Annotated in this window: 28 protein-coding genes; 16 read left to right on the top strand and 12 right to left on the bottom strand. The window is 42.2% G+C overall.

Going from position 1 to position 26,119, the window contains the following annotated elements; translation table 11 throughout:
• The first annotated feature begins 44 nt into the window (after positions 1–44).
• Positions 45–950, top strand: a complete 906-nt coding sequence (locus tag DJ568_RS14740) for a phytanoyl-CoA dioxygenase family protein (RefSeq protein ID WP_114006059.1) — start codon at positions 45–47, stop codon at positions 948–950.
• Between the two features lie 76 nt (positions 951–1,026).
• On the opposite strand, the gene DJ568_RS14735 is transcribed toward DJ568_RS14740, so the two are convergent.
• Together DJ568_RS14735 and DJ568_RS14730 are read right to left on the bottom strand one after the other, a co-directional pair.
• Positions 1,027–1,458 carry a DUF983 domain-containing protein gene (locus tag DJ568_RS14735; RefSeq protein WP_114006058.1) on the bottom strand — a complete coding sequence of 144 codons (432 nt, stop codon included), beginning with the start codon at positions 1,456–1,458 and terminating at the stop codon, positions 1,027–1,029.
• A 4-nt stretch (positions 1,459–1,462) separates the two neighbouring features.
• Positions 1,463–2,332: a helix-turn-helix transcriptional regulator gene (locus DJ568_RS14730; protein ID WP_114006057.1), complete on the bottom strand. Its 870-nt coding sequence runs from the start codon at positions 2,330–2,332 to the stop codon at positions 1,463–1,465.
• Between the two features lie 179 nt (positions 2,333–2,511).
• On the opposite strand from DJ568_RS14730, the gene trxA reads away from it, so the two are divergent.
• Entirely contained in the window at positions 2,512–2,847 is a 336-nt protein-coding gene (gene trxA / locus DJ568_RS14725) for a thioredoxin (RefSeq protein ID WP_262510683.1), read from the top strand.
• An 82-nt stretch (positions 2,848–2,929) separates the two neighbouring features.
• On the opposite strand, the gene DJ568_RS14720 is transcribed toward trxA, so the two are convergent.
• Positions 2,930–3,808 (bottom strand): diiron oxygenase, encoded by an 879-nt coding sequence (locus DJ568_RS14720; protein ID WP_114006056.1) that lies wholly within the window; start codon positions 3,806–3,808, stop codon positions 2,930–2,932.
• A 68-nt stretch (positions 3,809–3,876) separates the two neighbouring features.
• A complete protein-coding gene (locus DJ568_RS14715; RefSeq protein ID WP_114006055.1) occupies positions 3,877–6,738 on the bottom strand; it encodes a T9SS type A sorting domain-containing protein in 2,862 nt (953 codons plus the stop codon).
• Between the two features lie 206 nt (positions 6,739–6,944).
• Here DJ568_RS14715 and DJ568_RS14710 point away from each other — a divergent pair, with 206 nt between their 5' ends.
• The gene (locus DJ568_RS14710) at positions 6,945–7,514 is read left to right on the top strand and encodes a YceI family protein (RefSeq protein WP_114006054.1); all 570 of its coding nucleotides are present in this window, start codon (positions 6,945–6,947) and stop codon (positions 7,512–7,514) included.
• A gap of 64 nt (positions 7,515–7,578) precedes the next feature.
• On the opposite strand, the gene DJ568_RS14705 is transcribed toward DJ568_RS14710, so the two are convergent.
• Positions 7,579–7,896 (bottom strand): hypothetical protein, encoded by a 318-nt coding sequence (locus tag DJ568_RS14705; protein WP_114006053.1) that lies wholly within the window; start codon positions 7,894–7,896, stop codon positions 7,579–7,581.
• 51 nt (positions 7,897–7,947) lie between these two features.
• On the bottom strand, positions 7,948–8,316 hold the full coding sequence (locus DJ568_RS14700) for a response regulator transcription factor (protein ID WP_114006052.1): 369 nt from the start codon (positions 8,314–8,316) through the stop codon (positions 7,948–7,950).
• Positions 8,317–8,672: 356 nt separating this feature from the next.
• Here DJ568_RS14700 and kaiC point away from each other — a divergent pair, with 356 nt between their 5' ends.
• From kaiC to DJ568_RS14675, 5 genes are all read left to right on the top strand, one after another.
• Positions 8,673–10,388 (top strand): circadian clock protein KaiC, encoded by a 1,716-nt coding sequence (gene kaiC / locus DJ568_RS14695; RefSeq protein WP_114006092.1) that lies wholly within the window; start codon positions 8,673–8,675, stop codon positions 10,386–10,388.
• A 19-nt stretch (positions 10,389–10,407) separates the two neighbouring features.
• Positions 10,408–10,698, top strand: a complete 291-nt coding sequence (locus DJ568_RS14690) for a circadian clock KaiB family protein (protein WP_114006051.1) — start codon at positions 10,408–10,410, stop codon at positions 10,696–10,698.
• A gap of 20 nt (positions 10,699–10,718) precedes the next feature.
• Positions 10,719–11,042, top strand: coding sequence for a circadian clock KaiB family protein (locus tag DJ568_RS14685; RefSeq protein WP_114006050.1), 324 nt, complete (start codon positions 10,719–10,721; stop codon positions 11,040–11,042).
• Complete coding sequence (locus DJ568_RS14680) at positions 11,042–12,703, top strand: PAS domain-containing sensor histidine kinase (RefSeq protein WP_114006049.1); 1,662 nt, start codon at positions 11,042–11,044, stop codon at positions 12,701–12,703. The genes DJ568_RS14685 and DJ568_RS14680 overlap by 1 nt, the downstream gene beginning before the upstream one ends.
• 98 nt (positions 12,704–12,801) lie before the next feature.
• Positions 12,802–13,977 (top strand): GAF domain-containing sensor histidine kinase, encoded by a 1,176-nt coding sequence (locus DJ568_RS14675; protein ID WP_114006048.1) that lies wholly within the window; start codon positions 12,802–12,804, stop codon positions 13,975–13,977.
• Between the two features lie 4 nt (positions 13,978–13,981).
• Here DJ568_RS14675 and DJ568_RS14670 read toward each other — a convergent pair whose 3' ends face one another.
• Both DJ568_RS14670 and DJ568_RS14665 read right to left on the bottom strand, forming a co-directional pair.
• Positions 13,982–14,203, bottom strand: coding sequence for a PspC domain-containing protein (locus DJ568_RS14670; RefSeq protein WP_114006047.1), 222 nt, complete (start codon positions 14,201–14,203; stop codon positions 13,982–13,984).
• 1 nt (position 14,204) lies between these two features.
• Positions 14,205–15,491 carry a DUF2851 family protein gene (locus tag DJ568_RS14665; protein ID WP_114006046.1) on the bottom strand — a complete coding sequence of 429 codons (1,287 nt, stop codon included), beginning with the start codon at positions 15,489–15,491 and terminating at the stop codon, positions 14,205–14,207.
• A 137-nt stretch (positions 15,492–15,628) separates the two neighbouring features.
• On the opposite strand from DJ568_RS14665, the gene DJ568_RS14660 reads away from it, so the two are divergent.
• The 5 genes from DJ568_RS14660 to DJ568_RS14640 all read left to right on the top strand — a co-directional run bounded on the left by DJ568_RS14660 (position 15,629) and on the right by DJ568_RS14640 (position 20,171).
• Entirely contained in the window at positions 15,629–16,936 is a 1,308-nt protein-coding gene (locus tag DJ568_RS14660; protein ID WP_114006045.1) for an MFS transporter, read from the top strand.
• A 114-nt stretch (positions 16,937–17,050) separates the two neighbouring features.
• Entirely contained in the window at positions 17,051–18,118 is a 1,068-nt protein-coding gene (locus tag DJ568_RS14655; protein WP_114006044.1) for a M20 family metallo-hydrolase, read from the top strand.
• Between the two features lie 138 nt (positions 18,119–18,256).
• Positions 18,257–19,591: an argininosuccinate lyase gene (gene argH / locus DJ568_RS14650; RefSeq protein WP_114006043.1), complete on the top strand. Its 1,335-nt coding sequence runs from the start codon at positions 18,257–18,259 to the stop codon at positions 19,589–19,591.
• A 5-nt stretch (positions 19,592–19,596) separates the two neighbouring features.
• Entirely contained in the window at positions 19,597–19,926 is a 330-nt protein-coding gene (locus DJ568_RS14645) for a DMT family transporter (RefSeq protein WP_114006042.1), read from the top strand.
• 47 nt (positions 19,927–19,973) lie between these two features.
• Positions 19,974–20,171, top strand: a complete 198-nt coding sequence (locus DJ568_RS14640; RefSeq protein ID WP_114006041.1) for a YwbE family protein — start codon at positions 19,974–19,976, stop codon at positions 20,169–20,171.
• Between the two features lie 63 nt (positions 20,172–20,234).
• Here DJ568_RS14640 and DJ568_RS14635 read toward each other — a convergent pair whose 3' ends face one another.
• Entirely contained in the window at positions 20,235–20,906 is a 672-nt protein-coding gene (locus DJ568_RS14635; protein WP_114006040.1) for a lipid-binding SYLF domain-containing protein, read from the bottom strand.
• A 154-nt stretch (positions 20,907–21,060) separates the two neighbouring features.
• Between DJ568_RS14635 and DJ568_RS14630 the strand changes: the two genes are divergently transcribed.
• Both DJ568_RS14630 and DJ568_RS14625 read left to right on the top strand, forming a co-directional pair.
• Positions 21,061–22,047 (top strand): LuxE/PaaK family acyltransferase, encoded by a 987-nt coding sequence (locus tag DJ568_RS14630; RefSeq protein WP_114006039.1) that lies wholly within the window; start codon positions 21,061–21,063, stop codon positions 22,045–22,047.
• Between the two features lie 61 nt (positions 22,048–22,108).
• Positions 22,109–22,741 carry a PH domain-containing protein gene (locus DJ568_RS14625; protein ID WP_114006038.1) on the top strand — a complete coding sequence of 211 codons (633 nt, stop codon included), beginning with the start codon at positions 22,109–22,111 and terminating at the stop codon, positions 22,739–22,741.
• Positions 22,742–22,810: 69 nt separating this feature from the next.
• Here DJ568_RS14625 and DJ568_RS14620 read toward each other — a convergent pair whose 3' ends face one another.
• From DJ568_RS14620 to tyrS, 3 genes are all read right to left on the bottom strand, one after another.
• On the bottom strand, positions 22,811–23,272 hold the full coding sequence (locus tag DJ568_RS14620; protein ID WP_114006037.1) for an RES family NAD+ phosphorylase: 462 nt from the start codon (positions 23,270–23,272) through the stop codon (positions 22,811–22,813).
• On the bottom strand, positions 23,273–23,740 hold the full coding sequence (parS, locus tag DJ568_RS14615; protein ID WP_233496698.1) for a type II RES/Xre toxin-antitoxin system antitoxin: 468 nt from the start codon (positions 23,738–23,740) through the stop codon (positions 23,273–23,275). It abuts the gene before it with no gap.
• A gap of 124 nt (positions 23,741–23,864) precedes the next feature.
• Positions 23,865–25,145 (bottom strand): tyrosine--tRNA ligase, encoded by a 1,281-nt coding sequence (gene tyrS, locus DJ568_RS14610; RefSeq protein ID WP_114006035.1) that lies wholly within the window; start codon positions 25,143–25,145, stop codon positions 23,865–23,867.
• 124 nt (positions 25,146–25,269) lie between these two features.
• On the opposite strand from tyrS, the gene DJ568_RS14605 reads away from it, so the two are divergent.
• Positions 25,270–25,938, top strand: a complete 669-nt coding sequence (locus DJ568_RS14605; RefSeq protein ID WP_114006034.1) for a hypothetical protein — start codon at positions 25,270–25,272, stop codon at positions 25,936–25,938.
• The last annotated feature ends 181 nt before the right edge of the window (positions 25,939–26,119 follow it).

Genomic DNA, 26,119 nt, shown 5'->3' with positions numbered 1-26,119 from the left:
CTATGTATAAACATATTAAATCACTACACTAAATTTTAACCATTATGAGTATTGCAACAGCGGAAGTAAAAGACCTATCAACTATACACGCCCTTATTTCAGATATGTTTAAAACGCCGCAAACAGCGGAAGAATGGGATAAATACAGGCTCACCGATGAGCAAATAGCATTTTATCATGAAAATGGGTATTTAAATAATATCAAACTGTTGGAAGAATGGCAGGTTGATAAGTTGAATGCCGAATTGGTAGGGATATCATCAGCAGAGCATCCTGGTAATTCATTGTTTTATTACTTTTTCTCAAACGAGTCTGGAAATCCGGAGACTGTATTGTTTCACGCATTAGGTGCCTGGCGCATAACAGAAGGTTTTCATGATGTACTATACAACCCGGCTTTTTTAATGGCTGCCAGCCAGTTACTGGGTGATAAACCAGTACGCTTTTGGCATGACCAATTATTTTGCAAGCCGGCCAAGCATGGGGGCGTAGTTGCCTGGCACCAGGATTATTCATACTGGACACGTACCGCACCAATGCAGCACCTTACTTGCTGGATAGGGTTGGATGATGCTACCAAAGATAACGGTTGCCTGTATTACAGTCCGGGAAGCCATAAATGGGGATTGCTTGACAAACCTGAACTTGCAGGCGATATGGAAGGTTTAATGGATTATTTAACAGAACAGCAAAAAGCGGAGTTTAAACCAATCCCTATTGAGATGAAAAAAGGTTATGGCTCATTCCACCACCCGCTGATGGTGCATGGTTCATACGAAAACCGTTCAGATATATCTCGTCGCGCATTTGTGCTTAATGTATTCGCCGATGGCACACAATCAAACTCCAATGAGGAAATCTTAAAAGGTATACCAGGCATACCTGAGGGCGAATTAATGGCAGGGCAGTTTTTCCCGTTGTTATTCGACCCGGCAGTTGCTAAAAGATAGTTAATTGCCAGGCGGTGTAAAGCCAGATAAATTTAAAACCAAACGCTTTCAGGAGAAATCCTGAAAGCGTTTGGTTTTATTTGCCGTTCTCTCTTTTATCAGCAGAAAGTTCGGGTCGATAATGCAGGCCCGGCGTTAACCAGTACAGCAGCATTACCCGTGAGTACCGGAAATTAAACGGCGACAAAATTATTATAGACCCAAACAGTACACCAATGTACAGCCAGGGATCCATTGAACCGGTAATCATGTGCGTAAGCACTGCAAAGGTTACCATTTCGGCCACATTCATGGCGTAGCTTACAAACATGGCCACATAAAAATAGCCCGGTTCACGTTCGTAAGTCATGTCGCAATGCGGGCATTTTTTATACATATTTTGCCCGCTTAGGCTATACATTCCGTTGGCAAACATATCGCCGCGGCGGCACCGCGGGCATTTTGCCTGCACAAAGGCTTTAAACTGTGGTACCGGCTTAATTGCACTTTTATTATCTATGGCGTTCATGTTATTACTTTAACGTGTGTCTGAATTCTTCAGGCGTAACGCCTGCTTGTTTCTTAAAAAATCGGGTAAAGTATGAGTTGTCATCAAACCCTAAGTACCCCGCTATTTCACCAATTGTAGTTTTAGGATTAACCAGCATCCGCTTTGCTTCCAAAATTACGCGCTGCCTTATCAACTCGCCGGCCGGGGTGCCTAATATATCATTACAAATGGCGTTTAAATGATTAGGGGTTATATACAATAAAGCAGCGTAATCCTTAGGGAGTTTTGATTGTACAAAATTTTGTTCAATAAGCCTGCGGAAATTGGTTAGCAGTGTATGATTGTAGCTCACCTGTGGCGTATTGGCAGTATTGATATGTGTGCGGGCTATAACGGTAAATATACGCATCATCAATATCCTTACAGCATCAAAACTGTACCTGTCGGGTTGTTGTGTTTCGTTAATAATTTCCTCAAACAAATGACTGACAGCGCTTTTGTTTTTACCGCTTAGGTTTACAACTGCATCATCAATATCACCGCTGAAAAATGGTAAATTATCGAGGTAGCCCTGTTTCAAAAGAAATGAATTAAAGAGCGTCTCCGAAAAATTGATAATATAACCATCTGTTTCACCCTCAAAAAACCAGCTGTGTACTTGTCCCGGAACCATGAAATAAATTTGTCCGGGTTTTACAGTAAAGCTTTTAAAATCAATATGATGCGTGCCGCTTCCCTTGCTGAAGTATACCAGGTGATAAAAGTTATGCTTATGCGGAAAGTGCAGGTCGTGGTGTTTAGCCAGGTAATGTGCAAACCGATCAACCAGTATATCATGTTGCTGATATTCAGATAGTGTGCAGATATCATATACCGGAAAGCCTTTTTTCATCTCTCTACAAAAATAGTTATTACTTTCCATCATAAATGGTGATAAACAAGGGATTTGTGGTACTTTTTACAGATAAGTAAAAATGCAGTGTGTCGATAAACTAATGTGCATTAGTTGCGGCTAGCCAAGATGTTACCGTTAGAAATTTGATTGTACGCCTGAAATATGAAGTGAACAACTTGCCGGATTTCATGTTACTTAAACAGGAGAAAAATGACATGGCAAATTTTCAGGACATAATAGCTTCAGACAAACCTGTCCTTATAGACTTTTCGGCGGAGTGGTGCGGGCCTTGTAAGACGATGGGACCTATATTACAGCAACTAAAGCATGCTATGGGCGATAAAGTGACTATTATTAAAATAGATGTGGACAAAAACCCCGAGGTAGCAAATGCATACAACATACAAGGTGTGCCAACACTTATTATATTTAAAAACAGTGAGAATAAGTGGCGGCAATCAGGAGTAATGCAGGCAACACAGCTGCAAGCAGTGCTTGAGCAGTTTGTTTAATTAGTTGATGGTTCATAGTTTATAGTCAACGGCCGGATTATCGTGAACAGCTATGAACCATGAACCATCAACTATGAACTTCTTACACCTTTGCATCCAACAGCCACCGCCAGGCCCAGCGTGTAAGGGTATTATACCCGCCCCAGCTTTGCACAAACTCCACAATATTTTGCAGGCAGTTTTTGGCGAATTTTTGTTTGTAGTTAATAAATGCCTGCTTATAAACAGCATCGGAGTTGAGTATGCCAATACGGTCAAATATCTCTTCCTTAACATACATGGTACGTAAAAAGTAGATATTAAACAATACTACAAAGCTGTATGCGGTGCGTTTAAGGTAACCGGCTTCAGCGGTAAAACGCTCCAGCAGCCCTTTAGTGAAAACTATATGCCGTCCTTCTTCTATATTGTGCAGCTCAAAAACTTTACGTAATACAGTATATACCTGTTTGTCGCGGCGCGAGTAATTGCCGTAGGTGTCGGTTACCATCTCGATAGCAAGGCTTCCCATAAACAAGTAGTCGGCCGGCAAATATTTAGTGGTAAACTTACCTATAATGTTATGCAGGGCAGAGGGGGGTAAAGGTTGCCCGTCTAATTGCTGCACCGCCTGTGCAAACATTTCCTGGTGCCTGTATTCTTCAATCAGTTCGCGCAGTAAAAAGCGGTATTCTGTATCGGCCGGCTGCAGGCTTAGCATATACCGGCTCATAAATACGCAAAAAAGTCCTTCGCCCCAGCCGTAAGAGTACATCACCTGCACTGCTTCATGCCGGCCTAAATCTAATTTCTGTTGAGGTGTTAAACTTTCGTACACAGGTAAACCTTGTACAGAATTTAAAATTTCCGGCAGGTAAATCTCAGTATGTTCCCGCTGCGCATCCCATGGTATATATGTTTCGGGCAAAAGGGGATGTTCCTTACTTATTTTTATCAGCCTTTCAACCTCGGCAATTTCCATACATTAAAAATAGGAAAAAGCGTGTTTTGTTTGGTTACTTCTTCATACGCGAAGGTTGCGCGTAAAACTCAATTCGTTTTTATAACGCGTTTAACAATAGTATGGTCACCTTGCTTTATCATAACCAGGCAAACACCTATGGGTAAATTACTGATGTCGATAGTTTGGGAAAAACTCTCACCTGGTTTTGAATAAGTTTTGTTGCTGTAAACCCTGCCCATTACGGCGTCCGCAACGCTAATGTTAACATCTGCATAGTTAGTAGTATTAAAAGCCACAGTCACGTACTTTTCGGCCGGGCTGGGGTATACGGATATTTCAGCCTCGTTTTTAACAGCATCTGCCGGTGCCGGAGTCGGTATTGTTCTGCTATTGACCGACATCATACTCATGGGCGCGGCTACCGGAGTTTCCGGTAATACAAATACAGGAGTTTCGCTTACATTTACTACCAGCTGCCCGTTTTTTACTTTTACTTTATTGCTTTTTAAGTACTTACTGCCAACATTAAGCGTGTAAATTTTGGCCGAGTCAACCCCGGGCAACGCTAAAGTGTATTGCCCGGTACGTCCCGTTTCGTCTGGAATGTATAATACATAGGCATTTTCACCATTATACTGGTAGCGGTCTACAATAGGGTCATGGGAAAGTGTTTGTTTATAAGTGTAGTTTTCAAGCAGGCTTTGTGTTTGATAAATAAAATCGCCGGCCGGCTTGCGTGTACGGTTCTGGTTGAGCAACCCTGATGAGCCGTATTGTATGGGGTTGTCAAAATTATCGTCATAAGCCTGATAAAAAAATATTCTTTCTACACCGGCGCGTGCGTATAAAAAAGATGATCGTAATATCCAGTCGGCCTGTGTTCTTAAAATGCTTTTATTGCCGATGGGTATTGCTCGCATGGGGCTATTTGGGTTGGCGTCGTAGCCAACTTCGGTTACCCACACCGGCATTCCATAACAATATTTATTAGCTACATTTATAAAGTCTTTAGCTTTTTGAAAAGTATTATTCAGTTCAGGCGCCACGCCCCGGGTAGGTACCGAGTTGGGTATCATCTGAGCATCATGCGAATACCAATGATAATTTATTACGTCCCAGCATAAGTTAACCGTGCCGTCGGCCTTGTAACCACGATAGGTTTTACACCATTCTACCATACCCAAAACGTATTCGGGATTAGCAGATGCCAGGCCGCCCATAACCACTTTCATATTCGGATCGGCATTTTTTACACCAACTCCCGGGCCCATTGTGTTTTTGTGGCCATCATAAAACGCAGACAGGTTGGCCGCATATTCGTACGCAGTTTGGTATCCTTTACGGCCCTTCCACCATTTATCACGCTCGTTATCACACTCAATATACCTGATGTAGCCTAAGCCCACCTTTAGTTTGTTGATAGGGTCGCCTGTCCACCGTGGGGTAGCATTTATGCTTAATAATGACCGGTCGACATTGGTGTTGTATCCATAACGGGCTGCATATTGAAACGCCACTTTAGCCTGCAGCAGATACGAGGCAGGGTTGGCAAAATCCGCACCATAAGGTACTGGGACATTTTCATGATCCCTCTCGGTTTCCGGGTAGCCTTCCAGCAACCAGTTGGGTAATGTTTTTAAGTCGGCAAGTACCAGCATGTTGTTGCTTTTACAGGCTTTATACATCTCGTCATAGCTCCAGCCGCCGCTGTGCGTTGGGCTGTAGGTATAACTACCGGGGTTCGACTCGAGTTTTTCCCAGTCCATATAGTGCCTTATCTGCGTAAAAGTCCGCATGGCTGTAAGGCGTACCGGATCTACTTTGTCGGGGTTGGTGCCGTCTTCAAAATCCCATTCAAAAGCATTAACGCCCAGGTAGTTTTTTAAGGGGTATGATTTTACCAGCGACTCACCCGGCAGGGGCTGCGGTTCAGGTTGGGGTGGCGGTGGCGCAATGTAATCACCGTAAAATTCAATTTCCGTTGGAAACTGGTACCAGCAGTTTAATACAATGTACTTTATATTAGTTAAAGCGGTATCCAGCATAAATACTTCGGCCCTGTCCGGATAAGGACCAAGCCATTTATTATAGTATCCGCCTTTGTAAGTGGCTATAGTTTTACGATTACCCGAGCTATCAATCACGGCTACAGTAAGGGGATGATTGCCCAGACCGCCGGTATGATTAAAAAATCTTATTTTTTTGAGGTTAATGCGTTCGCCCGCCGCTACAGGGTAGTAGGCATCGTAGTTATTGAATATCTTACCCCATCCGGTATAAACGTCAACACCTGTAACACCATCAAACATACCCTGCAATCCGTCGCTCACGTTGTTAAGCTGGTACCACCTTGATACATCTACAGGTATTTTAGTTAAACTATCCGGTTCAGGTACCGGCGTTGGATCAGGTTCCGTAGGATCTTCAGGTTCACCCAATGATAAGTCAGGAGGCGTAAGCCGCGTTGTGTCCTCGCTGCCGTAAGCAAAAATTTTTTGCGGTATATTGTTGCTGAATTTATGAATTATTATAGCATCTGCTTCCACTGGTGCCGGCAGGTTTATGTATTGAAAAGTATTGTAACCTGGCCCGGTAAAGGTACCGAGCAGGGTTTTCTGCGTACCGTTAAGAGCATAAATTTCTGCCGGTTTGTCGTCAAATACGCCTGTCCAGTCGTATAGCTGCAATTGCGATATGTTGCTGTGGTACTTAAACTTCAACATAACATCTACAAACACAAAGTTATTTTGCCATGCATCCTGTACAAGCGAATCCAGGCTGTCATTTAACCACGGCGAATAATCTTGCCCGGTGTTTTGGCTCGATGTAATAGCTGTAAATTTCAGCCGTTGCGTATTTTGTCCGTTGCTTTGCAGGTATAGTGCAGATAACAACAACAGCAGTAGTATAGATCTTTTAAAAAAAGTAACGGGGTATTTATCGCGCATAACAACTAATCAGGGAAAGTGTTTTATACGGTCAATGTAAATACTATGTTACACAGGAAACGAATTTCATTATAATATGCTTTGGCGGAGGGCCTTATATCATCACAAAGTAATTTAAGATGTTTAAACATCTATTTAAATTGTGCAATTCAATTTATGATATACATTTGTTTTGTTAAATAGTAAACCAACAAATTTAAAAGACTATGAAAAAAATGTTCATCGTGTTAGCGGCGATTTTAATGCAAACAGTGGCTTATGCGCAAACCTGGAACCTTGACAAGGCCCATGCTAACCTTAAATTTACCGTAACCCATTTGATGATATCTGATGTTGATGGCCGTTTTAAAGATTTTGATGCGACAATTACCTCCTCGAAACCCGATTTTAGTGATGCTAAATTTGAGATGACAGCTAACGTAGCGTCAATTGATACTGATAACGAAAAACGCGATAAGCATTTAAGAAGCCCGGATTTCTTTGACGCTGAAAAATATCCGACACTTAGCTTTACTTCAACTAGTTTAACGCCGGCAGGTACTAATAAATTTAAGCTTAAAGGTAATTTAACCATGCACGGTGTTACCAAACCGGTTACATTAGACCTTGTATTACGTGGTACTAAAGTGCATCCTTTTACTAAAGGCGATATGGCTGCTTTCCAACTATCAGGAACAATAAGCCGTAAAGAATTTAATATAAGCGGTTCACCTGAAGCTGTTGTTGGCGATGAGGTGGTAATTAAAGCCAACGGCGAATTTGCTAAGGCGAAATAAAAAGTATAATTGTTTAATGTACCAACGCCACTGCCGGCTAGCAGTGGCGTTTTTGCTTATATGGTTAAATATCTGTTTTCCCTGTATGAGGGTCTAATATTTTGCTTAAATTATACCTCAGCGGGCCGTCCTCGTCAGTCGCTTTTATCAAACCCTTATCATACAAATTTGTCAATATTTGCTCGGTTTGTTGTTGTGCTTCCTGTGCGTCAATATCCGGGTCGAGATTTTGCAGTTGTGCCGCTACTTCGTCTGCAGTGCCGTTATTCATATCAGCCAGGGCATAAATGATCTTATCCTGCCAATTAAGCGCTGCATCATATTCATGCGGAACGTGCAGCGGCTTAAATTCTTCTTTAAATGCTTCGTCGTCTGGGTTCATAATCTCTTTTTATCTTATAACCAGTCCGGGCACACTTTGTTGCGTTTGAAATTACTTTGTAAGGGCTTCAATTTTTGCCAGCAGGTCACTAATCTCAAAGGGTTTGGCTAAAAAATCGTCGGCGCCGGCGCTAAATGCGGAATCTTTAACGTCCTTGCTGGCTGATATCATTATAACCGGGATATGTTTCTTTTCTTCGTCTTCCTTTAGCTTTCTGCATATATCCCGGCCGTCTTCGCCACTCATCCATATATCCAGCAGCAACAGGTCCGGTAAATCCTTCTGCAAATCCAGCACGGTTGAACCATCTACAGTAGATGTCACAGCATACCCTTCAAATTCAAGCAGCATCTCTATGGCATCTACAATACCCGGGTCGTCATCCGCTATCATTATCTTTTTCAGTCGCGATTGTGTCATAAGTGGTTGATCAAAAAAATAAAGTATAGATTACAAAGCCATTTGATAATGTCAACACTTAGTAATCCTGATAATTATATGTAAGCAGATAAAATAGCTATGCGCTGATAAAGTTTTAAATATTTTAAAAAAGATATCATTAATATATATGTTGAACTATGGCGATATATAATATACAAATATGAAAATTAAACGATATTATTGTATAGCGGGCAGCTGTCTATACTCCTGCTATTAAGTAAAAGACTTGCACGCAAAAGAGCTGCCTGAAGTAAAACAATTTGATAATCAATCATATTATATAGTTTATTTTATTCCATCAGATACATACGTTGAAGATGGGTTTTCATCACCATATGAGTACTGATAAAAGAAATATAAAAGCAAAAAAAAGCATTACCGCATTACCTAAGACGCCTACGGGCATTAAGGGTCTTGATGAAATTACAGAGGGCGGCCTGCCCACAGGGCGTCCCACGTTACTATGCGGGGATGCCGGTTGTGGAAAGACCCTGATGTCCGTAGAGTTTATTATGCGCGGCGCCACTGAGTTTAACGAACCGGGCGTATTTATGGCGTTTGAAGAAAAAGCCGAAGAATTGGCAGACAACGTGGCCTCGTTAGGGTTTGATTTGCGCAAATTACAGGATGAGAAGAAAATAAGGGTAGATCATGTACATATAGACCGCAGTGAAATAGAGGAAACAGGAGAGTATGATCTGGAGGGTTTGTTTGTACGCCTTGGTTACGCCATTGATAGCATCGGGGCAAAACGCGTGGTGCTTGATACTATAGAAAACCTTTTTTCGGGTTTGGATAACCAGGCCGTTTTGCGTGCCGAAGTACGCCGCTTATTCCATTTTTTGAAAGATAAAGGTGTAACGGCTATTATCACCGGCGAGCGTGGCGCGGGCAGGTTAACAAGGCAGGGCCTGGAGGAATACGTGTCTGATTGTGTAATACTACTCGACCATCGGATAATTAACCAGATATCGACACGAAGACTCCGGGTAGTGAAATACAGGGGAACAGTACACGGTACTAATGAATATCCATTCTTAATAAACCGCAATGGTATTTCTGTACTGCCCATTACTACGTTAAAATTAAATACTGAGGCCTCGACCGAAAGGGTGTCGTCCGGAATTCCGGCACTGGATGGGATGCTTGGCGGTAAGGGGTTTTATAAAGGCAGCAGCGTGCTGGTGTCAGGCACCGCGGGTACAGGGAAAACCAGCATAGCAGCATATTTTGCGGCTGCTGCCTGTGAACGTAAAGAAAAATGCTTATACTTTGCATTTGAGGAGTCGCCGGCGCAAATATGCCGTAACATACGGTCGATAGGTATTGACCTGCAGCAATATGTTGATAATGGCCGGCTTAAGTTTCATGCTTCGCGGCCTACCATTTACGGGCTGGAGATGCACCTGGTTATTATGCACGACCTAATAAGGGAATTTAAACCGGATGTTGTAGTGCTCGACCCCATCACCAATCTTATCACCATAGGTTCGGTAAGTGAGGTGAAATCCATGCTCATAAGGATGATAGATTTTTTACAGGAGCAAGAGATAACAGTGATGTTCACTGCGCTTAGTCTGAACACCATCATTAATGACCAAACCGATGAAGGCATTTCTTCATTGGTAGACGCCTGGTTGCTGGTAAGGGATATCGAATTTAACGGCGAACGCAACCGGGGTATGTATATCATGAAATCAAGGGGTATGAGGCATTCAAACCAGGTGCGTGAATTTGTGATAACAGACAAGGGTATTGACCTGGTGGATGTATACCTTGGTCCGGGAGGTGTACTCACTGGTTCGGCACGCGAAGCACAGCAAATTGAAGAGAAAACCGGCGCAGCCCTGCGCGACCACGCCGTAAGCCGTAAAGACCGCGAAATACTGAGAAAGCGCAGTGTGCTTGAAGCAAAAATATCAAGCCTGCAATCGGAGTTTGAATCGGCAGAAGAAGAACTTAACAAAATATACCTGGAAGAAGAACTGAAAAAGCAGATAACAGAGAAAACCAGGGAGGAGATTACTCGCAGGCGCCGCGGTAATAGTTAATAATAGATAGGTTAATAAAATGAAAACAGAACACAAAGCGTGGGAGTTAAGGTTATATGTTGCCGGTAAAACGGCTAAATCAATTACGGCTTTAAATAACCTCAAAAAGTATTGCGAGGAGCATTTGAAGGGGCAGTATAAAATAGAAGTTATTGATTTATTAGTTAACCCGCAGTTAGCCGAGGGCGACCAGATATTGGCTATACCAACGCTGGTGCGTAAAGTGCCTGAGCCGATAAGGAAAATAATAGGAGACCTTTCAAACGAAGAAAAAGTATTGGTGGGCTTAAATATTATACCTGCTAATTAATAGCCGATCAATTAATACATATGGAGCAACCAGAAAGGTTTGACGAGGAAGATTTGACAGTTAACGGTGTATACCGGTTAAAACTATTTATAGCCGGGGCTTCCCCTAATTCTACGAGGGCGGTAAACAATATTAAAAATATCTGTGAAACATATTTAAAAGATAATTACGAACTTGAAATAATCGATATCCATCAGCAACCTTTAACCGCCCAGCACGAACAGATAATAGCTTTACCGTTACTTGTAAAGAGCTCACCCTCTCCATTACGACGAATGATTGGTGATATGTCTGACACGAAGAAAGTATTAACCGGCCTTGGATTCCATAAAGATCAAATGTGATGGAAAATAATAAGTCATATGAACAGCTTTTGAGTGAGAATCTTGAACTGCGGTATCAATTGGAGGAAGCTAATGACACCATTAATGCCATACGTACCGGCCAGGTAGACGCGTTGGTAATACAGGACGGTGAAGGCCACCAGTTATACACGCTGAAAACCGCCGACCAAACTTATCGTGTATTCATAGAAAAGATGAGCGAAGGTGCGGTTACCGTTGGACGCGACAATATGATCCTGTACAGTAACTCCAGCTTTGCTAAACTTGTAAACCTTCCTTTAGAAAAAGTTATAGGAATGGCTTTCGACGAATTTATTGCCCCGGAGTCAAAGGACAGGTTTACCCAGCTAATAGAGAGAAGCTGGACGGAGGATAGTAAAGAAGAAATAGTGATGGACGGGCCTTACACCAACAGGAATACGCATTGCCTCATATCATGCAATACGCTTGAAATGGATGAAGGGACAGCATTAAGCCTGATTATTACAGACCTTACGCGCCAAAAAGAAACCGAAAGTCAGTTACAGACGAGGAATGAGCAACTGGCTGACGCACGTAACGCCACCGAAAGGTTGAACGATGAGCTGGAGGCTACTGTTGTTGAACGAACTAAGGAATTAACCGTGAGCCGCGAGCACTTCAGGCTGCTGGCCGATAACATACCGCAGATGACGTGGACAAATTTACCTAACGGTGAGGTGAACTTTTATAATGAGCGGTGGTATACCTACACCGGCCTAACTTACGAGCAAACCAAGGAGTGGGGCTGGAAAGCCGTTGTGCATCCCGATGATATGGATATAACATTTTCCAAATACAACACAGCGTTACAAACAGGTAACATTTTCGAGGCTGAAAATCGCTATCGCAAAGCTGACGGGAGTTACAGGTGGCATTTAAACCGGGCGGTACCGCTACGCGATGAAAATGGCGAAATTTTATTTTGGGTTGGTACAGCAACAGATATTGAAGAGCAAAAACGTGAGATGGACAAAAAGGATGAGTTTATAGGCATTGCCAGCCATGAACTTAAAACGCCGTTAACCAGCCTGAAAGGTTATCTGCAGCTTATTTCTTCATACAAAAAAGAAGAGGTGCCGCCTATGGTAAAGAATTACATTGGTAAAGCTAATTTGTCCATAAATAAACTTCAATCACTTGTTAACGATTTGCTTGATGTAAGTAAAATACAGGCAGGCCGTTTGGAGTATAGTATGGAGAGAATTGATATAGCACAACTAATAGCCGCCTGCGTTGAAAACGGGCAGCACATGTATCCTGATTATATTTTTCAGAACAATGCTTCACAAAGCTACATAGTAAACGCTAACGCCGAACGTATAGAACAGGTAATCATGAATCTCATCAATAATTCGGTTAAATACTCCCGCGAGGATAAAAACCTCATTATTTCAACACAGCAGGTTGATAACACAGTAAGAATATCCGTAACCGATTTTGGCATAGGTTTATCGGATGAACAAATAAACAGGATATTCGAGCGGTTTTACCGGGTGGAAGACAAGAAATTTATGGCCAGCGGTTTAGGCATGGGGCTCTATATTTCAGCAGAAATCATAAAAAATCATCACGGTATAATAGGTGTATACAGCACGCCCGGAAAAGGCGCTACGTTTTATTTTGATTTACCTCTCGTCTAACACCATACAATATTCAGGAATATTGCCTCTGCTTAAATGTTTAATTATTTAATCAATAAGGTGTATTTTTGATTCATTATACACCAATATAATTTATAATGAGTGCCGCTACTATTCCTACGAACGAACAAACAAGATTGAGGGACCTGTATGGAACAGAAATGTTAGATACGCCCCATGAGAAGGAATTTGACGATATCGTAAAACTGGCATCAGAAATTTGCGAGATGCCAATCTCGCTTATTAGCCTGGTAGACGCTAACAGGCAGTGGTTTAAGGCTCGCATTGGCATTGATGTCGACGAAACAGACCGCGACATTTCCTTTTGCAGCCACGCTATATTGCAGGACAATATATTTGAAGTGCCGGATGCTACACAGGACAACCGTTTTCAGGATAACCCGCTGGTGTTAGAGGATCCTTCTATCCGTTACTATGCAGGTGTTCCGTTGGTAACCAGCCAGGGTAACAGGTTGGGTACGTTGTGTGTGATTGACAGGATACCCAGGCATCTTAATGAAAAACAAAAATTTGGGCTAAAGGTGCTGGCTGACAATGTAATTAAAATAGCCGAGCTGCGGATAAAAAACAAACACCTCAATTATTTAACACAAACCCAAAAGCGCATTATATCAATACTGGCGCATGATGTGCGCAATCCGCTATCATCAATAAAGTCAGTAATTGAGTTCCGCAAGTCAGATATGCTTGACGAAGCAGAGGCTTCACAAATGATGGATATGGTAAGCCTTCAATTGGATAGCACTATTGACATGATAGAGAACGTAGTGAATTGGGGCGAAATGCAGTTGAAGTTTGATAAATTTAATTTTGAAAATATTGACTTGCATGACCTTGTGGCCCGTATAGCAGGTTCAGAAACGCTGAACACCCATGCCAAACAAAATGCCATCATCAATAATATAAACCCCGATTTACGCATACGTGCAGATAGACGCATTATAGAGTTTATTTTACGAAACCTGATGAGTAATGCAAATAAGTTTACTGAAAACGGCACGATAACATTATCTGCAGAAAACGATGGACGATATACTAAAATAAAGATAAAAGATACCGGCGTAGGTATGCCTGAGCAAAAGGCGGCGCAATTATTCAGCGGCACAGGCAACACAACCACAGCAGGCACAAAAAACGAGAAAGGTAATGGCCTGGGGTTAATGCTGGTAAAAGAATTTGTCGACCGTATTGGCGGTAGTATAAGCGTTACCAGCAAACCTGGTGAGGGTACTTGCTTTGAAATTGTGTGGTAATTGGTTAAAGGTCGGTAAGGCGGGTTCGGGTACGTTTAACGTAGTTGCGTATATCAAGTACTATCCCGGCAAAAAAGTAAAATATCAGCGGAAAGCCGACAGCAAGGAATGATGAATAGATAAAAAACAGGCGTATTTTTGCTATAGAGATATTAAAACGCTCGCCAACATAGGTACACACTCCAAAGGAGTGGCGTTCAAAAAAGATTATAACACGCTGTAGCATATCAGGCTAACTTTAATATTTTATTTCCAACGCCGCAGTCAAGGCATTTCTTATGATTGCAATAACTATTTTTTAGTTCAAGCAAAGCCTGCGACTCAAATGCTGTTTTTATTTTCACACCTAAGTTACTAAAATCCGCCATAATGGCGTTTTGTTCCCCTGGCAAACTTTCCAACAATTTAAGGCTCCGGCTTATGTAGTACTGCAATTGATGCTGCTTACCATAACTAAATAAAAATAGTGCCAACGTATTTAGCAGTAATATGTCAACCGACGACTGCCCTAAATGCTTTACAGAGGATTTGGATTCTGTATCAAAACGGTAATGGTTTTCCCAATACGGATTTATCTCTATAGAGGTAAATAATGCGCGTAACCCGCTTATTTCTTTTATCTCTAATATCCTACTTAACAGATGGTTTGAGCGGACGATAAGCGCTGCAAACTGTGCAAGCCGGATGGTAGGGAAGTTTTGCGGCCGCATACGCATAAATTTCCAGAGGTGTTTATCAACAGGTTGCAGGTTGTGTTTCTTTCTTAAAAATTCATATTCAGTTTTTAACTTGCGCGGATAGTCGTCAACAGGTTCGTCATTTAAAAAGCCTGCCTGTCCAAATACCAGGGCCTCTATCTGCAGCGGGTTGTTTTTATATTTGGCCAACGTTATTTGCGGTAGCGATCTCGCCAATAATTCAAAGGGCAGCGCATTGGTTTTAAACCCAAAATTAGCCGCCAGGAATTGGTAAAAAGTTTCTTCCCAATCACCGCGATTTTTAGCGAGGGCTGTAGTAACCGCTACTGACCTTTTTTCTAACCGCTCCACAAGTATGCGCGACAGCCAGTTACCCATTGTAAGGCCATCCACTCTTGCAATGCTATTTTCGCAAGGGATAAACTGGCGGTTACCGAAAATAAGGTTATGATAACGATTATGCAGTTCAGGCGCTATACGGTTTTGCATCTCAAGCGTGGGTAAGCGCCGCCCATTTGGTAACACCACCGGCGCGTCATCACGGAACACCACGTGTAATACCACATTATCATAAGCACTATCATGGGTATGGCCGTGCCTTTTCCAGTCTGAGGATGATAGATGTACCTCAACATTCCCTGCCCACATGGTGTCGCCAATGCGTATCCGTGCATTATGAAAGTCGGGTCCCGAATCTTTATTATGCATTCCTGCCGAAAATATTTCCACGTCCTGCCCGTCCACGGTTTGTAAGCCAATACGGTCAAACAGGCGAAACTTCCAAACGTAATGCAAAAAGTCTTCGGTGAAAAGCATGTTCTAAGATAAATAGGAGATTTGAGATTTAACACATCGCTGTAAGAAAAAAGCATGCCCTTAAAAAATGGCTGCACTCCGGCAAAATCTCACATCTTATACTCCACATTTCAAATCTATACTATACATTTATCGGCATGAACCATCATACAGTTAAACATACTACTGCCGAAAGGCTGCGCTCCATAGTTGGCGGCTCGTTAGGCAACCTTGTTGAATGGTATGACTGGTACGTATATTCAGCATTTGCGCTTTATTTTGCACCCTCATTTTTTCCGAAAGAGAATGAAACAGCTCAATTGCTGGATACCGCCGGCATTTTTGCACTTGGTTTTTTAATGCGCCCCATAGGTGGCTGGCTAATGGGGACATTTGCCGACAGGCGCGGGCGAAAAGCCGCCCTTACCTTTTCAGTGCTATTAATGAGTTTAGGTTCGCTTATTATTGCCATTATCCCGCCTTATGAGCAAATAGGGGTACTAGCTCCTGTATTGCTGGTGTTGGCCCGTATACTTCAAGGACTGAGTGTAGGCGGTGAGTACGGCACAAGTGCTACTTATTTAAGTGAAATGGCTACTAAAAAGCATCGCGGTTTTTACTCAAGCTTTCAATACGTCACGCTTATTATGGGGCAACTGCTGGCCTTAGGTGTGCTGGTATTGCTGCAACGTGTATTTTTAACTGAAGGACAACTGCAAACATGGGGCTGGCGCATACCTTTCGCAATTGGTGCAATGCTGGCCGTCATTACCATGTACCTTCGTCGCAATTTGCAGGAGTCGGCCTCGTTTGCTAAACCGCAGGAAAAAGAAAAGTCGATGCACGGCACTTTACGTGCACTTGCCCGGCACCCTAAAGCGGTGTTTACGGTTATAGGCTTAACATTAGGGGGTACAGTAGCCTTTTATACATTTACTACTTACATGCAAAAGTTCCTGGTAAATACTACTGGTTTTGATAAAAGCACAGCAACCTTAGTATCTACTGTTACACTCTTTATATTTATGCTGATCCAACCCTTGTTCGGTTCGTTAAGCGATAAGGTGGGACGAAAGCCGTTACTTATTACTTTTGGCATACTGGGCACTATCATAACCATTCCAGTATTATCAGCATTAAGCACTATTACTGATCCGCTTGCTGCCTTTGCGCTAATTATGCTGGCACTGATTGTTGTTAGTGGCTATACGTCAATTAATGCTGTGGTAAAGGCCGAGCTTTTCCCGGCCCACATCAGGGCGCTGGGCGTAGGTTTCCCCTATGCTATTGCGGTTTCAATTTTTGGCGGTACAGCCGAGTATATCGCGCTGGGGTTTAAAGAAGCAGGTCACGCGGAGTGGTTCTTTTATTATGTAACGGCTTGCATTGTTGTTTCGCTGGCCATATATGTATTCATGGCTGATACGCGTACTTTTTCTAAGATAGAAGATGAGTTGGATGGATAGTAGGTGTGATTCATCTCCCTGTTCATCGCGTACGTATAAAATGTCTCTCTGCAAGATAATGTGCTTAATAAGGCGCTCTCAACTATAAAGTAAAAGGCTTATTTTTGCAGCCATATGCTATCAGATATCCCACATCTTTCCCGGCAGGCAGTTCAACTGTTGCAGCAGCTTATCTCCATTCCTTCATTTAGTAGGGAAGAGGATCGGACTGCCGACTTGCTCGAACAGTTTTTAAAACAACATGATGTTGAGGTTTACCGGAAACTAAATAATTTGTGGGCGCGGAATAAGCATTTTGACCCAACTAAGCCCACTATCCTGCTTAACTCGCATCACGATACGGTTAAACCTAATTCGGGCTACAGTCGGGATCCGTATGACGCAAAAATTGAAGATGGCAAATTATATGGTTTGGGTAGTAATGATGCCGGCGGTTGCCTGGTATCGCTCATAGCTGTATTTTTGTATTTTTATGAGCGTGAAAATCTTAAATATAATTTTTGCCTGGCTACTACCGCTGAAGAGGAAATCTCAGGCGTTAACGGGCTTGAATTAATTATTCCCGAACTGGGTAAACTGGATTTCGGGATCGTAGGTGAGCCCACGTTGATGCAATTAGCGATTGCCGAAAAGGGACTGATGGTACTCGATTGTACTACCTATGGTAAAGCCGGTCATGCCGCGCGCGAAGAGGGTGACAATGCCATTTACAGGGCGTTGCCGGATATTGAGTGGTTTCGCACTTTCAGGTTTCCAAAAGAATCAGATGTATTTGGTCCTGTAAAAATGTCGGTGACCATTATTAACGCTGGTTCGCAACACAACGTGGTACCTGCAAGCTGCGTTTTTACCGTTGACGTGCGGGTAACGGATGCCTACCGTAACGAAGAGGTGCTGGAGATTATCAGGCAACATGTAAGTTGCGAGGTGAAGCCCCGTTCTATCCGTTTAAAACCATCGTCAATAGATAAAAATCACCCTATTGTACGGGCTGGAGTCGCTTTAGGGCGTGATACATACGGATCGCCAACAACCTCTGATCAGTCCTTGCTCGACATTCCCTCGCTAAAAATTGGCCCCGGTGATTCAGCACGCTCGCACAGTGCTGATGAGTTCATTTATGTACACGAGATAGGAGAGGGCATTGAATTGTATATAAAGATGCTTGAACAGATTTGCTGACGAAATTTACCAATTAAAATTTAAGCCACCACAACACTTCGGCATAGCGGAATATTTGTTTTACCTGCGAGGTAGCAGGTTGTGCTTTCACAGCTTTAATGGTCGAGGCTACTCTTATAAAAATAATATATTTGCACTATGAGCAAGCTATGGCAAAAAACCACTAATGTTAATGAACTGGTAGAGAATTTTACAGTCGGCCGCGACCGTGAGTTTGATTCCCAGATGGCTGCTTTTGATGTGCTGGGATCTTTGGCGCATACCACTATGCTGCAAAGTATTGGACTGATGGATACTGCAGATCTTGAACTTGTACAAACTGAGCTGAAGCAAATTTATAAAGATATACAGGCCGGCAATTTTACTATTGAGGATAATGTTGAGGATGTGCATTCGCAGGTTGAACTGTTGCTTACCCAGCGCATTGGAGATGCAGGTAAAAAAATCCATAGCGGCCGTTCACGTAATGACCAGGTACTTGTTGATTTAAAGTTATTTTTTCGAAGCGAGTTACAGCAGGTGGTTAACGAAACGGAAAGCCTTTTCAGTTCGCTTGTTTCGCTTAGCGAAAAACATAGGGACGTATTATTGCCCGGTTATACTCATTTACAAGTGGCTATGCCTTCATCTTTTGGTTTATGGTTTGGCGCATATGCTGAGAGTTTGACAGACGATTTGGAAATTGTATTGGCTGCTTACAGAATCACCAATAAAAATCCTTTAGGGTCGGCAGCAGGTTACGGATCGTCGTTCCCGCTAAACCGTACGCTTACTACGCAGTTGCTTGGTTTTGAAAGCCTTAATTACAACGTTGTTTATGCGCAGATGGGCCGTGGCAAAACCGAGCGGATTATCGCGCAAGCCATATCATCTTTAGCTGCAACCCTGGCAAAAATGGCCATGGATCAATGCTTGTACCTGAGTCAGAATTTCGCGTTTGTGAGCTATCCCGAAAACCTTACTACCGGCAGCAGCATTATGCCGCATAAAAAGAACCCCGATGTGTGGGAAATTATGCGCGGTAAATGCAACCGCTTGCAGGCACTACCTAATGATGTAGCCATGATGACCACTAATTTGCCATCAGGTTATCATCGTGAACTACAATTGCTTAAAGAACTACTGTTTCCTGCATTTACCGAATTACGGAATTGCCTGCATATGGCTAAGTTTATGTTGCAGCACATTGAGGTAAAGGCCGATATATTAAATGATCCAAAATACGCATATTTATTTAGTGTTGAAGAGGTGAACAGGATGGTGCTAAACGGCACACCCTTCCGTGATGCTTATAAACAAGTGGGTTTGGCTATTGAGCAAGGAGATTTTAATCCCGAAAAAACAGTACGGCATACACACGAAGGCAGTATCGGTAACCTGGGTAATGAACAAATTACTGCTGCTTTTGACGCGTTATTAGGCAAATTTCAGTTTAACAAAACAGAAGCTGCTATCAGTAAACTTGTAAGCTGAACGATATGAACTGGTTTATTTTAGTGATCGCCGGCCTGTGCGAGGTGGCTTTTACCACTTGTTTAGGTAAGGCTAAAGAAGCCGTTGGATCGTTGTACTGGACATGGATGGGCGCTTTTCTGTTCTTTCTTACTCTAAGCATGGTGCTGTTATACAAAGCTACTCAAACATTACCGCTGGGCACAGCCTATGCCGTATGGACCGGGATAGGTGCTGTAGGCACAGTACTGATAGGAATTGTTTTCTTTAGAGAACCTGCCACTTTTTGGCGTTTGTTTTTCATCGCCACTCTTATAAGTTCCATTGTCGGACTTAAATTTGTGTCAAGTCATTAATAAAAATTGACTTTCAGCGTGTTGGTCTCTACCAATCAATTAAAAATATGAACGGACAAAACAGAAGTGACATTTACCCCGGACTCGAGGTAGATATCATTCTTAAAAAAGATCAGCGTAGCGGTAAACGCACCAGGGGGGTGGTTAAAAACCTGCTAACCAGTTCAGCTTTCCACTCACGTGGTATAAAAGTGCGTTTAGAGGACGGGCAAATTGGAAGGGTTGTTGAAATAGTAGGGGAATAATGGTAACGTCATCATATGCCTGGGAATCTCATCCCGAACATATGATGACGCGAGCAGTCGCTACTATAAAGCCGCCAAAGCCGCTTTCAAATTCTTAACCGCTTCTTTATCACTTTTAGCCGAATCGAAAATGGTTTGTGAAGTTGCATCTGCACCGTAGTAATTAGCGTTTGATGATTTATCTATTGATAAGTTGGAGCCATTTATACTAATACCTGCAAACAATCCCTTACTGCGCGAATAAGAATATATCTCCGCGTCAAGTGCATGGTCGGTGCTGGCACTTGAACTACGCCCAACCGGACCGGCTGCCGCTGCAATATCGCCGCCAATGGTAAAGTCGCCGTTCTTTACTTTAGTAAGCACACCTTTGTTCTTAAATACCAATACCAGGTCTACTGATTGTACGCCTATCTGAAAGCCGATGCTTCCGCCCGTTAGTGTAATAAAAACAGGGTCGCTCCACTTGCCGGTAGCCAGTTTAACCATAGCCACACCCTTGCCGCGTTTACCACCAATACCAAGGCCTGCATTGATCAGGTTAGGTATCACCACAATACCTTCATACTTCTGTAAGAGTTCCTGAGGGATGCTTTCCTTCATATTACCAAACTCGGTGAGTACTTCTGCCGACTTATTTAATCTTTCTGTTTCTTTGCCCGCCTGTTTAGCTGAGGTAAGGATGAAAAACACGCTGATAAGAAGCGGAAGTTTCCAAAATTTTATTGTTTTCATGATTAAATGCTGTGTTAATTTTTACTTAATAAATTTTCACTCAGTTTTACAACCGATAGATTTAGCAGATGTTTCTACAATTTCTATTATTTATGTAAAGTCATCATAATGCTTTCAGTTCGGTGCCAATTGTACATTTATTATCTTTGCCCGGATGAATAAACCCGATAAACAGCAAATTTTGTCTATAAGTTCACAGGATGAATTTATTACTGCTGCGCTACAGGTTTTTTACTATCAGGCCGAACATTGCGCTGTATACAAAGAATTTCTTAAGGGCTTAAGAATTGACCCTACCTCCATAGGTACTATTAATGATATACCTTTTTTACCTATCGAATTTTTCAAGTCGCATGCTGTTGTTACCTCGCACGATGATATCGAAATTACGTTTACAAGTTCTGGCACTACCGGGGCCGTTACCAGCCGCCACCACGTAACAGATGTTAGCTGGTATACAGATAGTTTCCGTAAGGCTTTTAGTTTGTTTTATGGTGATATAAAGGATTACACGATATTGGCATTACTGCCGTCATACCTTGAACGGAATGGCTCTTCGTTAGTTTATATGGCAAACGATCTTATCAAAAACTCAGGTAATCCAAACAGTGGTTTCTATTTATATAATCATGCCGAGCTTTACCACCAGTTGAAAATACAACAGGAGCTGAAAAAGCCCACGCTTTTGTTGGGCGTAACATTTGCCCTGGTTAATTTTGCGGAGCTATATCAACTTGATTATCCCGAACTTGTAGTTATGGAAACCGGTGGAATGAAAGGTAGACGTAAGGAAATGATACGGGAGGAATTACATCAAACGCTTGCTAAAGGGTTCGGAGTTAATTCAATTCATTCAGAATACGGAATGACAGAACTTTTATCACAAGCTTACTCCAAAGGCGTTGGCATTTTTAATTGTCCACCCTGGATGAGAATTATTACCAGGGATACTAACGATCCGTTTACCATTCTGACTACTGAAAAAACAGGAGGCATCAATATCATTGATCTCGCAAATATCAATTCATGCTCATTTATAGCCACTCAGGACCTTGGGCGTGTGTATGCTGATAGCACATTTGAAGTGCTGGGACGTTTTGACAATGCCGACATTCGTGGTTGCAATTTGCTGATAGCCTAAACTTGGCTGCAACTATCAGATAATTACTATTTTTGCGTTACAGCATAAACGCTTGACATATATGATAGATCAATTTTTGGCCGACCAGCAGGATGCCGCTTCAGTTGAAAAAGTTTATACCCGCCTGGTTGACCTATTAACCACTGGTGAAGAGGTATTATACATTGCCGTGCAAAAAAAGCCTTTGGTAAACTTGTTTCCGGATTGTGTGGCCCTCACCAATAAGCGTGTGCTGTTTTTTACGCCGGCAAACCTGGGCCTTTCTATAAAATTTATTGATTTTGTTTGGAAGGACATACTTGATGTGCATACTAAAGAAGAAATAATAGGGGCAGTTTTCACGGTTAAAACTACCAATGGCGCCGAAATGGGTGTAGACTATTTGCCTAAAGTGCAGGCCAGAAAACTTTACCAATATGCCCAGGAGCGTAAAGAAGCTGAACGTGAGGCGCGCCGCCTGCGTGAACTGGAGGAGAAACGTGCAGCGTCAGGTTCGGTGCTTATAGACAATCCTTCCCCTGTACCGACGCCCCAAGCAGCGCCTGTCTCTGAGCCGCTGGTTGTAAAAGAGGAACAACCAAAGCCGGACGAGCTCACCGAAAAATTAAAGAAATTAAAGATGTTGTTTGATAACAGCTTGATATCGCAGGAAGAGTACAACCAGAAAAAATTGGAGTTGCTAAGCGAGTTGTAATTTTATTGCCGGTATTTATGAAATTAGCTAGATGGATAGTACCGCGTTGTAATGGCCAATCAGTATAAATTATCTTTTAAAAAACAGGCGTTCATCAAAGCTAAAAGGGGAGCGGCTGACTATCTTTACCTTATCAATATCCTGGTGCCGCGGGTTAATCAGGTAATTAAACTCAGCCGGCACAATGGCTGACGGTACCCGCATAACGAGTTGTTTTCTTTCATTGATGAATTTATCACCTGTTTTCCTGGTTTCATCAGTAGCGGCCACGTCTTGCCAACCCGGGGATAAGTTGGCAATGTTTAAAGTTTTAATGTTATTATCAGGTATCTCAATTTCAACGGCGCAGTAATTATCGGGTATCATCAGAGGCGGCAAATGCACTAAAATTTCAAGTACGGCCAATGATCGGGATGAAGCGGTATAAAGCATACTGCGGCCCTCGCTGTTCCAACGTCCGCCAAACAGCCGTGCGCCCATGCCGCTTAAATCGCCGGCATATTCGCAGTTGGTAATACGGTAAACTATCATTTAAGCAAAGATACCATGCTCAATACGCCCTAATTCTTTAAAAACAACATCAAAGCCCGCAGAAGTATCAAGCAGCGATACAGGAGTTTCACCTTTAAACACATAGTTTGGATTTTTCATCCAGAGCTTAAATTTTTCCATTGAGCCAAAAACTTCTTCGCCGCGTGTGTAAAGGCGTGCCAGTTCAACCGCCTTCTCGGCGTATTCCTTTTTGATAACGGCATTATCAGCGTAACGCTGTAAAGTACGTTCAGAAATATGCAGGATATCGGCTAATTCCTGTAAGGTAAGTGATATTTTTTTTGCCAGTAACAAAAGCGTATGTTTTGGAAACCCTTGCCTTGCCATATTGATAATATCAAAATCACTGGCAAACTTATTTCCGCCCAGCAAGCTGTAAAAAGACGTAACCGCAGGTACATAAGCAACCATGGGCTCAGCAATTTCATTTTTGGTAGTTTTTTTCATCTTCACTGACATTAATGCAAATATATTTACCTTTTGTCGGTTCAGCAAATCTTATTCCATTTATTTTCACAAAAAAAAGCTTCTTATAAAGAAGCTTTTTTTTGTGGCTGTGGGCTACTTCGTCTTACTCAGCTATAATCAAAAAATAATTTTTCTTGCCTTTTTGCGCTACCAGGTATTTATTATTAATCAGATGGTCAGTATTAAAAAAATCTTCAGCTGTGCCTACCTTGGTCTTATTAATGGCTACGCCTCCGCCCTGTATCATCTTCTTAGCTTCGCCTTTTGATGGAAATACTGCAGTATAACCAGCTAACAGGTCAACTGCGTTAATGCGATTTTCCAGGTCGTTACGGCTAATCATAAAATTGGGTACACCTTCAAACAGGCCAAGTACTTCAGTATCATTTAACTCGTTTAAAAATTCGATACCCACATTACCAAACAAAAATTCAGATGATTTAACTGCTTTTTGGTAAGCTGCTTCGCCATGTACCCGTATAGTGATGTCCTTCGCCAACGCTTTTTGTATCGCGCGTTGATGTGGCGCGGCGTCCTGTTCGGTTTCTAAAGCCTCTATGGCCGCTTTATCTAAAAATGTAAATATGCGTATATAGCTTTTTGCATCTACATCTGTAGTGTTAAGCCAAAATTGGTAAAACTGGTAGGGCGTAGTGCGTTTCGGGTCAAGCCATACCGCGCCGCTTTCGGTTTTACCAAATTTAGTGCCGTCAGCTTTCTTTATCAGTTGGGTGGTAAGCGCAAAGGCTTCGCCGCCATCTTTACGGCGTATAAACTCTGTACCGGTTACAATATTACCCCATTGGTCGCTACCCCCCATTTGTAATGCACAATTCTCATTTTTCCATAAATGATAAAAATCATAACCCTGCAAAAGTTGATATGAAAACTCCGTAAATGATAAACCGGAACCATCCTCCAGCCGTTTTTTTACAGAATCTTTTGACATCATATAGTTTACAGTGATATGCTTTCCTACATCCCGTATAAACTCCAAAAACCCAAAATTTTTAAACCAGTCGTAATTATTAACCATTACCGCGCTGTTAGCGCCGGTGAAATCAAGAAAGTTTTCTAATTGAGCCTTTATGCCTGCTACATTTTTTTGCAGGGTGTTTTCATCGAGTAAATTACGCTCATGGCTTTTAAAACTGGGATCGCCTATCATACCGGTTGCGCCGCCAACTAACGCAAATGGTTTGTGGCCCGCACGCTGGAAATGTGTTAGCGTCATGATTTGGGTAAGGTGGCCAACATGCAGCGAGTCTGCCGTAGGGTCAAACCCAATGTAGCCTGCTGTCATACCTTTATTCAATAGTTCTTCCGTTCCGGGCATAATGTCATGCAGCATGCCCCGCCAGCGTAATTCTTCAACAAAATTCATTGTATAAATATTAAGGCTGCAAAGATAAAATAATAAGATAAAATCTATTTTTTTAGTACAACCGTTTCAAATTCGTATATTTTTTATGTAGATTGTGATTGATTGTTTTGTTGAGTGAGCATGTATGAATTTCCTTTCGCACTATTACTTTGACCGCGACACCACAAATTGTTATTTTGTGTTAGGCACAGTACTGCCTGATCTGTTAAAGAATGCTGATAAAAACCTGGTACTTCATCCTGAAAAATTAATCCATACCAATGGTGCTGTTAATAGCATCATTGAAGGTTGGAAAAAGCACCTGGAGGTTGATCGTTACTTCCATTCCTCTGAGTTTTTCCTGAAACACTCACATAATTTAAAGCTTCATTTATTGCCCGTTATTCAGGGTTCGCCCGTTAAGCCGTTCTTTTTAGGTCATATCGCTATCGAATTGATATTAGACAATTTACTGTTAACCACAAACAAGTTAACGGCTGATAGCTTTTATAGCCACCTAAGTTCATGCGATGAGATAGTGATACGTGAGTTTTTAGAGTTTAGCGGCATGAAAGAACCGGAAGTATTTTTCAATTTCTTTGAAGTATTTAAGGAGGAGCGGTATTTGCATACTTATACTGAAACCCAACAGATAGCTTATGCGCTTAAACGTATTTGCATGCGCGTTTGGAAAAATCCTTTCAGCCCTGTGCAGGAGGTTGCCATGGATGAGGTTTTGCTCGCTTATCGTGGGATGGTATTGCCTGATTTTATGACGGTCTTTAATGAAATTGAATCCAAATTGTCAAATTAGTTTGTAGTCAAAGGTTCAATTTTTTTGACGCATTGATATACGCGGGTGTAATAGAGGCGGAATCATTCCCTATAAAACACTTGTTTACCCACTTTGTCAGCTTCAAAAGAGCAGCGAGCGGGTAAAATATACAAAAAACATTCAAAATCAGCAATTAACATTCACAATTTTTTTGCTACTT

This window comes from Mucilaginibacter hurinus (assembly GCF_003324525.1).
In the GTDB taxonomy this organism is placed as follows: Bacteria; Bacteroidota; Bacteroidia; order Sphingobacteriales; family Sphingobacteriaceae; genus Mucilaginibacter; species Mucilaginibacter hurinus.
This window is presented reverse-complemented; position numbering and strand designations above follow the sequence as displayed.

Bases quoted from the DNA above. Each gene is read 5' to 3' on its own strand.
- parS (WP_233496698.1), bottom strand. From the start codon at position 23,740: ATGAAAAAAACTACCAAAAATGAAATTGCTGAGCCCATGGTTGCTTAT.
- DJ568_RS14670 (WP_114006047.1), bottom strand. From the start codon at position 14,203: ATGCTACAGCGTGTTATAATCTTTTTTGAACGCCACTCCTTTGGAGTG.
- DJ568_RS14685 (WP_114006050.1), top strand. From the start codon at position 10,719: ATGGAGCAACCAGAAAGGTTTGACGAGGAAGATTTGACAGTTAACGGT.
- kaiC (WP_114006092.1), top strand. From the start codon at position 8,673: ATGAGTACTGATAAAAGAAATATAAAAGCAAAAAAAAGCATTACCGCA.
- DJ568_RS14635 (WP_114006040.1), bottom strand. From the start codon at position 20,906: ATGAAAACAATAAAATTTTGGAAACTTCCGCTTCTTATCAGCGTGTTT.
- argH (WP_114006043.1), top strand. From the start codon at position 18,257: ATGAGCAAGCTATGGCAAAAAACCACTAATGTTAATGAACTGGTAGAG.
- DJ568_RS14605 (WP_114006034.1), top strand. From the start codon at position 25,270: ATGAATTTCCTTTCGCACTATTACTTTGACCGCGACACCACAAATTGT.
- DJ568_RS14720 (WP_114006056.1), bottom strand. From the start codon at position 3,808: ATGGAAATTGCCGAGGTTGAAAGGCTGATAAAAATAAGTAAGGAACAT.
- DJ568_RS14625 (WP_114006038.1), top strand. From the start codon at position 22,109: ATGATAGATCAATTTTTGGCCGACCAGCAGGATGCCGCTTCAGTTGAA.
- DJ568_RS14630 (WP_114006039.1), top strand. From the start codon at position 21,061: ATGAATAAACCCGATAAACAGCAAATTTTGTCTATAAGTTCACAGGAT.
- DJ568_RS14680 (WP_114006049.1), top strand. From the start codon at position 11,042: ATGGAAAATAATAAGTCATATGAACAGCTTTTGAGTGAGAATCTTGAA.
- DJ568_RS14690 (WP_114006051.1), top strand. From the start codon at position 10,408: ATGAAAACAGAACACAAAGCGTGGGAGTTAAGGTTATATGTTGCCGGT.
- DJ568_RS14730 (WP_114006057.1), bottom strand. From the start codon at position 2,332: ATGAAAAAAGGCTTTCCGGTATATGATATCTGCACACTATCTGAATAT.
- DJ568_RS14675 (WP_114006048.1), top strand. From the start codon at position 12,802: ATGAGTGCCGCTACTATTCCTACGAACGAACAAACAAGATTGAGGGAC.
- DJ568_RS14715 (WP_114006055.1), bottom strand. From the start codon at position 6,738: ATGCGCGATAAATACCCCGTTACTTTTTTTAAAAGATCTATACTACTG.
- DJ568_RS14655 (WP_114006044.1), top strand. From the start codon at position 17,051: ATGCTATCAGATATCCCACATCTTTCCCGGCAGGCAGTTCAACTGTTG.
- DJ568_RS14735 (WP_114006058.1), bottom strand. From the start codon at position 1,458: ATGAACGCCATAGATAATAAAAGTGCAATTAAGCCGGTACCACAGTTT.
- DJ568_RS14665 (WP_114006046.1), bottom strand. From the start codon at position 15,491: ATGCTTTTCACCGAAGACTTTTTGCATTACGTTTGGAAGTTTCGCCTG.
- DJ568_RS14740 (WP_114006059.1), top strand. From the start codon at position 45: ATGAGTATTGCAACAGCGGAAGTAAAAGACCTATCAACTATACACGCC.
- DJ568_RS14640 (WP_114006041.1), top strand. From the start codon at position 19,974: ATGAACGGACAAAACAGAAGTGACATTTACCCCGGACTCGAGGTAGAT.
- DJ568_RS14700 (WP_114006052.1), bottom strand. From the start codon at position 8,316: ATGACACAATCGCGACTGAAAAAGATAATGATAGCGGATGACGACCCG.
- tyrS (WP_114006035.1), bottom strand. From the start codon at position 25,145: ATGAATTTTGTTGAAGAATTACGCTGGCGGGGCATGCTGCATGACATT.
- DJ568_RS14710 (WP_114006054.1), top strand. From the start codon at position 6,945: ATGAAAAAAATGTTCATCGTGTTAGCGGCGATTTTAATGCAAACAGTG.
- DJ568_RS14705 (WP_114006053.1), bottom strand. From the start codon at position 7,896: ATGAACCCAGACGACGAAGCATTTAAAGAAGAATTTAAGCCGCTGCAC.
- DJ568_RS14620 (WP_114006037.1), bottom strand. From the start codon at position 23,272: ATGATAGTTTACCGTATTACCAACTGCGAATATGCCGGCGATTTAAGC.
- DJ568_RS14660 (WP_114006045.1), top strand. From the start codon at position 15,629: ATGAACCATCATACAGTTAAACATACTACTGCCGAAAGGCTGCGCTCC.
- DJ568_RS14645 (WP_114006042.1), top strand. From the start codon at position 19,597: ATGAACTGGTTTATTTTAGTGATCGCCGGCCTGTGCGAGGTGGCTTTT.